This window comes from Xenorhabdus khoisanae, assembly GCF_001037465.1.
In the GTDB taxonomy this organism is placed as follows: domain Bacteria; phylum Pseudomonadota; class Gammaproteobacteria; order Enterobacterales; family Enterobacteriaceae; genus Xenorhabdus; species Xenorhabdus khoisanae.
In genome coordinates, this window is record NZ_LFCV01000067.1 from 27,821 (window position 1) to 34,565 (window position 6,745).

At 51.2% G+C, this 6,745-nt stretch carries 1 protein-coding gene; it reads right to left on the bottom strand.

Annotation, left to right across the window (positions count from 1 at the left end):
- Positions 1 to 7: 7 nt before the first annotated feature.
- Positions 8 to 6,733: a non-ribosomal peptide synthetase gene (locus tag AB204_RS11185; RefSeq protein WP_053067893.1), complete on the bottom strand. Its 6,726-nt coding sequence runs from the start codon at positions 6,731 to 6,733 to the stop codon at positions 8 to 10.
- Positions 6,734 to 6,745: the final 12 nt, after the last annotated feature.

Here is a 6,745-nt window from a genome sequence, read left to right on the forward strand (position 1 = left end):
GTCCTTATCATTTGTTACTGTCTCCACCTAACACCGACATCAGTTCTTCTGCTGACATTAAATCCAGCGTGTTCCGGAGCGATTCAATATCGTTTTTCCCTATAGCATCCATTTGAGCTGTAAAGATAATTCCGGCCTGTTCCACCAGTTTGGGGGAAAGAAATAACGAAGAAATAGGGATATCAACCAGAAATTCGTCTTGTATGCGTGTTGCCAGTTGCACGATCATCAGTGAGTGACCGCCGAGTTCAAAAAAGTTATCGTGGCGTCCCACTCGTTCCAATCCCAGTAAGTCTTGCCAAATCTGAGCCAGAATGATTTCTTCTTCCTCGTTCGGCGCTTCATACTCGTGGGTTACGATGGCAGATAAATCGGGAAGAGGAAGCGCCTGACGGTCAAATTTGCCATTGGGCGTCAACGGAAAAGCGTCGAGCGTTACAAAAGCGCTGGGGAGCATATAGTCTGCAAGGTGCGAAGAGAGTTGTCGGCGCAGTTCAGCCGGAACCAGTTCAACGCCGGTCTGGGAACACAAATAAGCGACCAGCCGTTTTTGGTTCTGCTCATCTTCACGGATAAGGACAATAGCTTCCTGTACGCCATGACATTGCCTCAACCTGGCTTCGATTTCCCCAAGTTCAATACGGAAACCCCGCAGTTTGATCTGAAAATCATTGCGACCGAGATATTCGATATTGCCATCGGAACGCCAACAACCAAGATCACCCGTTTTGTACATACGGGCATCAGGATCTGAGGAGAAAGGATCGGTAAGGAAGCGTTCAGCCGTCAGTTCAGGGCGGTTTAAATAACCCCGGGCAACGCCTGCACCGGCAATATAAATTTCACCGGCAACGCCGACAGGCACCGGCTGGCCTTGTTTGTCCAGAATATAGGTTTGGGTATTTGATATCGGGCGCCCGATAGGGATTTTTCTTTCACCTTCACCGTATTGCTCTGCTATGAAAGGTATTTCATAAAAAGGTATTTCATAAGCAGTGGCAAACGTGGTTGTCTCCGTTGGCCCATATACATGCAGTAAATGTTGTGGCGGATGTTCAGCCCTGAGGCGAAGGGCGGCACGGGTATCCGTCTGTTCACCGCCGAAAAGCACATAACGCAAACCTGACAATGCAGGAGCAATTAAAGTCGCATATTGGTTAAACAGTGCCGTGGTGAGGAACAGCGCACTGACTCCTTCCGATGACAGGCACTGACCAAAATTGGCGGGCTGGAGTAATTTTTTTTCCGGGATCAACAGAATACGGGCTCCGTGGACTAAACCCGACCAGATTTCCCACGTCGCTGCATCAAATGACACATTGGCGCAATGGGCAATGCAGTCATCCGGCCCGATATCGGCAAAGCCATTATTAATGATCAGGCGGAGAACATTGCGGTGCTCAACCATTACCCCTTTCGGTTGTCCGGTTGAACCCGACGTATAAATCACGTAGGCCAAATGGCGTGATGTCAGCCCGGTTGCCTGCACATCCGGATTATTGACCGGGAATGATGCTTGGCTGTTGAGTTCATCAAACAGGATTGTCGGCAACGTGCTGGCGAGCTTATCGCGCCACTGGGTTTGGGTAAGTAAAGCCACCGGTGTGGCATCCTCAAGCATATAGTTCAGCCGTTCAGCCGGATAGGTGGGATCGAGTGGCAAATAAGCCCCGCCCGCCTTAAGAATAGCCAGCAAACCCACCACCATTTCCAGACTGCGCTCGAGGCAGATCGCAACGCGATCATCCGGACGCACACCCAGCGCAATCAAATGGTGCGCCAGACGATTGGCGCGTTGGTTCAGTTCGTCATAGCTCAGTGTCTGGCCTTCGCAGACCACGGCGGTGGCATGGGGGCGTTGTAATACCTGAGCCTCAAAAAGCGGGTGGATGAGGGCATCTTGCGGGAAGTCTCTCTGCGTGGCGTTGAAATCTACCAGCAATTGTTGCCGTTCTGTCTCTGGCAGGATCGGGATATTCAGAATCGATAGTTGCGGGTCATGAACCAAAGCCTCAATCAGCCCCCTAATCGCGGTTAGCAGATAATGGATGACACGGGACGGATCGATACTGGCTACCGTTTGGGTGCTTAAATGAAAACCAACACCCAAATCATCCACCGATAGGATAATCGGATAGTTAGTCCGTTCTTTGGTTGCGATGACGCGCATACCTGACCAAGTCGCATTAACCGCATTTTCTTCGCTGATTTGAGAATGGCGGTAATTGAGCAGGGTACTGAACAACGGCATGGGTTGCTCTACGCCACTACAGCTTTGTGCGAGCGTCAACGGGGCCTGTTCATGTTCCAGCAATGCCATCAAATTATGATAAGTGTCTCGCACAACATTCTGTACATTACGATCAGCAAGGGAAATGCGTATTGGCAACGTATTGATAAACATGCCCAGTATTTGGTTGGCCCCGGCGCCACCTTGTAAACGCCCCAGTAACACGGAGCCAAAAACGACATCATCACGACCGCTGGTTTGTGCCAGCACCTGTGCCCAGGCAACATGGAACAGGACGCTTGGGCTGACTTTCAGGCGTCGGGCCTGGGCGCGAATGGAGTCTGCCAATATCGGATCGAGAGGAAGGTGGGCTTCGGTAATCGATTCATCGTCGTCCGTTATATCGTTGCTCAGTGCTTGATTATTCGGTATTGAGAGCACACCAAATGGTGCCGTCGGCGCGTCAATATCGGCAAGCTGTGCACGGAAATAAGCTTCATGCTCTGTCGCTGGCACACTCAGGGTTTGGGCAATAAAATTACGATAGGGCAGCGCTGTGGGCAACGTGTCTGTATGCCCCTGTAATATGAGCGCAATTTCAGCAAAAATTAATTCCAGTGTCATATGGTCGCTGACCAAATGATGAAAACGCAAGGCCAACAACCATTCATCCTGCACTGAATCATAAGCAATATCAGCCGCAAACAGGGGGGCCCGGTTCAGATTAATACGGTGCCGGAGTGGGTCGGTATGAGTCCGTAGCTGCGCAGGAATATCGTTCTCTGTGGCAGGCGTAAAAACCTGAATGTCCAGCGGCGCCTGACGCCAAACCGCCTGAACGGGCTGTGCCAGTCCTTGCCAGTAAACCGCGGTGCGCAGAATATCGTGGCGGTCGATAACCTGCTGCAAGGCGGCTAAAAAGACATCAAGACGTTCGCGGTTATCGAAAGCCAGTAAACTTTGCAACAAATAAGTATCGCCTTGTGCCTGCATCAAATAGTGAAACAGAATACCTTCCTGTAACGGTGCCAGCGGATAAATATCCTGTACATTACTGGCTCCGCCGGGAATAGTTTCGATAATGGCATCAATCTGGGGTTGAGGCAGCGCAATCAGCGGCAACATATCAGGAACGATTGCAGTACAGCCCTCTGGAATGCGGTTAGGGGGCACGACAAAAGTGTCAGCGTCACGCTGGATAGTCAGTGCCATATCGGCGAGGATCGGTGTGGAGAACACATTACGGACATCAAGTTGCCAGCCAATGTTACGCAATTCCTCGATCAGACTGACGATCATTAATGAATGACCGCCGAGTTCAAAGAAATGGTCGTAACGGCCAACGTGTTCAAGCCCCAATAAATTTTGCCAGATCTGCGCCAGAGCGATTTCTGTTTCACCCGTCGGTGATTCATAGTTGCGTACTATGAAAGCGGACGCATCAGGAGCGGGAAGAGCGTCACGATCGGTTTTACCGTTAGGGGTCAGAGGGAAAGCCTCAAGTATGATAAAAGCACTGGGCAGCATGTATTCAGCGAGATGTTGGGCAAGCTGCTGGCGCAGTTCGGCGGGAACCAATTCAACACCTGTCTGGGGCTGTACATAGGCAACCAAACGTTTTTGTCCCCCCGTTTGTTCATGACCTGCTTGTTCATAAAAAGCCTCTTCGCGAGCGAGAACCACCGCTTTTTGCACGCCATGGCATTGAGTGAGCTGAGCTTCAATTTCCCCCAGTTCAATGCGGAAGCCACGAAGTTTGATCTGAAAGTCATTGCGACCGATATACTCGAGATTGCCGTCGGGCAGCCAGCGGCCCAGATCGCCGGTCTTGTACATGCGTGCATCCGGATCGGAGGAGAACGGATCGGTTAAGAAGCGCTCGGCAGTGAGTTCAGGGCGGTTCAGATAACCACGTGCAACGCCCGCGCCAGCGACATAAATTTCACCTGTCACGCCAAGAGGAACGGGCTGACCATGTGAATCAAGGACATAAATCTGAGTATTAGAGATCGGTTGGCCGATGGGGATTTTTCTTTCCTCTTCTGCTATGAGAGGAATTTCATAGGTAGTGGCAAACGTGGTTGTCTCCGTTGGGCCATACATATGCAGTAAGTGTTTTGGTGGATGTTCCGCCCTGAGGCGGATGGCTGGACGGGTATCCGTCTGCTCACCACCGAAAAAGACATAACGCAAACTCGACAGAGCAGGTGCTATCAAATTCGCATATTGGTTAAACAGTGCCGTGGTAAGGAATAGCACACTGACACCTTCCGATGACAAATACTGACCAAAGAGAGTTGGCTGTAGTAAGGCTTTTTCCGGAATCAACAGAATTCGGGCACCATGGACTAAACCCGACCACACTTCCCAGACCGCCGCATCAAATGAAATATTGGCACAATGGGCAATACAGTCATCTGGCCCGATATCGGCAAAACCATTATTGATAATCAGGCGAAGGACACTGCGATGCTCAACTATGACCCCTTTGGGCAATCCCGTTGAACCTGACGTGTAAATGATATATGCCCTATGGCGTGACGTCAGACCTAATGCCTGAGCGTCCGGATTGTGAACAGAGTCTGTTGTCAGATCCGCAAAAAGAACAGTATCTAAAAGCACAGTGGGCACAAAGTTGCCCAGCTTGCCGGCCCATTCAGTCTGGGTCAGTAAAGCCACGGGGGCTGCATCCTCAAGCATATAGGCCAGCCGCTCGGCGGGATAGTTGGGATCGAGCGGGACATAAGCTCCGCCGGCTTTAAGGATGGCAAGCAGACCCACCACCAACTCCAGACTGCGCTCAACACAGATTGCCACCGGATCATCGGGACGCACGCCTAACGCAATCAGATGATGAGCCAGACGATTGGCGTGGCGGTTCAGTTCATCATAGCTCAGTGTCTGACCTTCACAGACCACCGCAGTGGCATTGGGGCTCTTTAATGCCTGAGCCTCAACTAGCTGGTGGATCAGCCTATTTTGCGGAAAATCCGTCTGAGTGGCATTGAAATCAACCAGCAGTTGGTGCCGTTCTGACGCTGGCAGCATTGGCAGAGTGGTAACGCTTTGTGTCTCATCAACTGCCATTGCCGTTAACACGTTCGTCAAATAGCCGACCATGCGCTCAACGGTGGTAAAGTCGAACAAATCAGCAGCATATTCCAGATCACCGATTAAGCCGATCTCAGTTTCGTTCAGTGATAGCGTTAAATCAAAATGTGCACCACGACGTTCCTGTTCAATCGGTGTGAGTTGCAAACCCGGTAATGTCAACTCTTGGCCCGGGGTGTTATTTAATGCCAGCATCACCTGAAAGATGGGGCTATAACTAAGACTGCGCTCAGGCTGTAGTGCTTCCACAACCTGCTCAAAAGGCAGGTCCTGATTGGCATAGGCGGCAAGCGCCCGCTCCCGAACCTGTGCAAGCAGCTCCGCCACACTGATGTCGTTATTTAATGTGACACGTAAAGCCAGCGTGTTGACAAAGAAACCAATCAAGCCCTCAAGTTCATGATGAGGTCGGTTAGCGACTGGCGTACCAATCACAATATCATCCTGACCACTAAGCCGGGCGAGTACGATACCCCAGGCAGTCAGCACGGTCATGAACAGAGTAGAGTTATGGCGCTGCCCAAGCCCCTTAAGTGATGCCAATAAAGTGGCATCAAGATGAAAGGAAACTTTGCCGCCGATATAGGTCTGGACTGCCGGGCGTGGGCGGTCAGCGGGAAGCGTTAATAAAGCCGGAGCACCCTTGAGTTGATCACACCAGAAATCACGCTGTTCTGTGAGGGGAGTGCCTTGCAACCGGCTTCCTTGTAACTGTTTGTCTTGTAATTGATCGTGCTGCCAGACAGCATAGTCAGCATACTGAATGGGCAACGATGGTAAGGGCGCTTTGTGACCTTCAAGAGCGGCACGGTAGAAGGCACCCAGTTCCTGCACCAGAATACCGATGGACCAGCCATCAGTGATAATGTGATGCAGGGTGAGCAGTAACACATGCTCTTCGTCGGTCAATTGCAGCAGTTGACCGCGAATAAGCGGACCCTGAGTAAAATCGAAGGGGGTCTGAGCCTCAGTATCAATGAGTTCGGTAATACGGTCAGTATGCAAGGCCGGGTCTGACTGACGCAGGTCATGGCAAGACAGGGCAAAGCCAATATCGGCCGGTTCGATGTGCTGGCAGGGTTGGCCTTCGACCAGCACAAAACGAGTACGCAGGCTCTCATGGCGGGCGATTAGGTGGTCGAGTGATGTCACCAGCGCATGGCGGTCGAGTTGACCCCTGAGGCGCAGTATCACCGGCAGATGATAGGCCAGACTGGCCGCCGGATCGAGTTGACTGAGAAACCATAATCGTTGTTGTGCGAAAGATAACGGTAATGGTTGATTTCGATCCGCTTGTTTTATCAATGACGGTTGCTGCTGATTTCCACGGGTTTTCAATTGTTCTTCGAGTTTTTTCTCCAGAACCGCACGTTTCAAGTCATCGAGATTCATGTTAAGCCTTGT

Excerpts from the sequence above, each read along its gene's own strand:
- AB204_RS11185 (WP_053067893.1), bottom strand. The coding sequence starts at position 6,733 with ATGAATCTCGATGACTTGAAACGTGCGGTTCTGGAGAAAAAACTCGAA.